We start from the raw sequence: 3,010 nt of genomic DNA on the forward strand, positions 1-3,010 counted from the left end.
TCAGCTGGCTAGAGCACCTGCCTTGCACGCAGGGGGTCAACGGTTCGAATCCGTTATTCTCCACAATTCGAAGAAGTACTATAATAATAGTAAAAGATGCAATTACGAACGAGTATTTGCGCACTGCTGAAGTTTGATTGATTTAATTATTGATTAAATGTAAGTATAAAGTTCCTTGACATATTGTGAAAGATAGAGAAACGAGTAAGAGTTAAAGAAATTTAGCGACAGAGCATAAGTGAATTAAGGGTGTATGGGGGATGCCTAGGCTCTTGAAGGCGATGAAGGACGTGTTAAGCTGCGATAAGCTACGGGGATTTGCACAAAAGAATTGATCCGTAGATTTCCGAATGGGGCAACCCAATGGTTTGAAGAACCATTACCACAAAGTGGAGCAAACCCGGAGAACTGAAACATCTAAGTACCCGGAGGAAGAGAAAACAAAAGTGATTCCGTAAGTAGTGGCGAGCGAACGCGGACTAGCCCAAACCGTTGTTGTTACGGCAATGACGGGGTTGTAGGACGTTTTTTTAGAAAGGATTTTAATTTGAATGAGTTGGGAAGCTCAGCCGGAGAAGGTGATAGCCCTGTAAGAGTAAGGAATCTGGACGTAAGCGTATCCTGAGTAGGGGGGAGCTGGTGAAACTCCCTTTGAATCAGCCGGCACCATCCGGTAAGGCTAAATACTAACAAGAGACCGATAGTGAACGAGTACTGTGAAGGAAAGGTGAAAAGTACCCCGAATAGGGGGGTGAAAAGACCCTGAAACCATACACTTACAAGCGGTCGGAGCAGCGCGATGCTGTGACGGCGTGCCTTTTGCATAATGACCCTACGAGTTACTCTTCCTGGCAAGATTAAGGATTGCAGATCTGGAGTCGGAGCGAAAGCGAGTCTGAAAAGGGCGTTTAGTCAGGGGGAGTAGACGCGAAACCTTGTGATCTACCCATGGCCAGGTTGAAGGTGTGGTAACACACACTGGAGGACCGAACGAGTTTACGTTGAAAAGTATTTCGATGAGCTGTGGGTAGGGGTGAAAGGCTAATCAAACTGGGAAATAGCTCGTACTCCCCGAAATGTTTTTAGGAACAGCGTCGTGGTTGAGTTTCATGCAGGTAAAGCTACCAATAGGACTAGGGGGAGTCAAATCCTACCAAATCCTGATGAACTCTGAATGGCATGAAATATACACGGCAGTGAGGGCCGGGGTGCTAAGGTCACGGTCCGAGAGGGAAAGAACCCAGACCAACAGTTAAGGTCCCAAAATCTATACTAAGTTGAACAAAGGAGGTCTGATTGCAGAGACAGCCAGGATGTTAGCTTGGAAGCAGCTATTCATTTAAAGAGTGCGTAACAGCTCACTGGTCGAGCGAGGCGGGCATCGATAATAAACGGGCATCAAGTATAGTACCGAAGCTTTGGATTATGTAGCGATACATACTGGTAGGGGAGCATTCTGATAGCGATGAAGGTGAATCGACAAGGTTTGCTGGAGTGATCAGAAAAGCAAATGTAGGGATAAGTAACGATAATGGGGGCGAGAAACCCCCACGCCGAAAAGTCAAGGATTCCTCAGCTATGCTAATCAACTGAGGGTTAGTCGGGGGCTAAGGGTCTAGCGAGAGCGACAATCTAATGCACATCAGGTTAATATTCCTGAACTTACTATTAGGGAAACACGATGACGGAGATTCGTGGTTGGCAGGTACTGACGGAATAGTGCCTCTGAGTGGAAGCCGCAAGGCAGATGCGAGTCAGCGAAGAAACTTCCAAGAAAAGTTGTGGATCATAACTTAATAGTAACCCGTACCGTAAACCGACACAGGTGACTGGGAAGAATATTCTAAGGCGCTCGAGTGAATCACGGCTAAGGAACTCGGCAAATTAACCCTGTAACTTCGGGATAAAGGGAGCCTACTCAGCGATGAGAGGCCGCAGAGAATTGGTCCAGGCGACTGTTTAACAAAAACACATGGCTTTGCAAAAACGAAAGTTGACGTATAAGGCCTGACACCTGCCCGGTGCTGGAAGGTTAAGAGGGGATGTTAGAGCAATCGAAGCATTGAATCGAAGCCCCAGTAAACGGCGGCCGTAACTATAACGGTCCTAAGGTAGCGAAATTCCTTGTCGGGTAAGTTCCGACCTGCACGAATGGTGTAACGATCTGGACACTGTCTCAGCCGTGAGCTCGGTGAAATTGTAGTAACGGTGAAGATGCCGTTTACCCGCAACGGGACGGAAAGACCCCATGAACCTTTACTATAGCTTAGCATTGAGTTCTGGTACTGGATGTGTAGGATAGGTGGGAGACTGTGAGATGGTGTCGCTAGGCATCATGGAGTCAACGTTGAAATACCACCCTTCTTGTACTGGAATTCTAACCTAAATAGGGACATTGCTTGGTGGGTAGTTTGACTGGGGTGGTCGCCTCCAAAAGGATAACGGAGGCTTTCAAAGGTACCCTCAGCACGCTTGGTAACCGTGCGTAGAGTGCAATAGCAAAAGGGTGCTTGACTGTGAGACAAACAAGTCGATCAGGTACGAAAGTAGGATATAGTGATCCGGTGGTATAGTATGGAATAGCCATCGCTCAAAGGATAAAAGGTACTCTGGGGATAACAGGCTGATCTCCCCCAAGAGCTCACATCGACGGGGAGGTTTGGCACCTCGATGTCGGCTCGTCACATCCTGGGGCTGGAGAAGGTCCCAAGGGTTCGGCTGTTCGCCGATTAAAGTGGCACGCGAGCTGGGTTCAGAACGTCGTGAGACAGTTCGGTCCCTATCTGTTGTGGGCGTAGGAATATTGACAGGTTCTGACTTTAGTACGAGAGGACCGAGTTGGACTGACCTCTGGTGTATCAGTTGTCCTGCCAAGGGCATAGCTGAGTAGCTACGTCGGGACCAGATAAGCGCTGAAAGCATCTAAGTGCGAAACTGACCTGAAGATGAGTATTCCAAATAAGGGCCGTTGTAGATGACAACGTTGATAGGTTGCAGATGTATAGGTAGA

Annotated in this window: 1 tRNA gene and 1 rRNA gene (1 of these 2 running past the window's edge); both read left to right on the forward strand. The window is 47.8% G+C overall.

Annotation, left to right across the window (positions count from 1 at the left end):
• Positions 1-63 (forward strand) — tRNA-Ala (locus BWI92_RS00405) (it extends 11 nt beyond the left edge of the window).
• A 170-nt stretch (positions 64-233) separates the two neighbouring features.
• Positions 234-3,010: ribosomal RNA gene (locus tag BWI92_RS00410) — 23S ribosomal RNA — on the forward strand; the annotation flags it as partial.

It is taken from the genome of Flectobacillus sp. BAB-3569, assembly GCF_002270355.1.
Taxonomy (GTDB): Bacteria; Bacteroidota; Bacteroidia; order Cytophagales; family Spirosomataceae; genus Flectobacillus; species Flectobacillus roseus.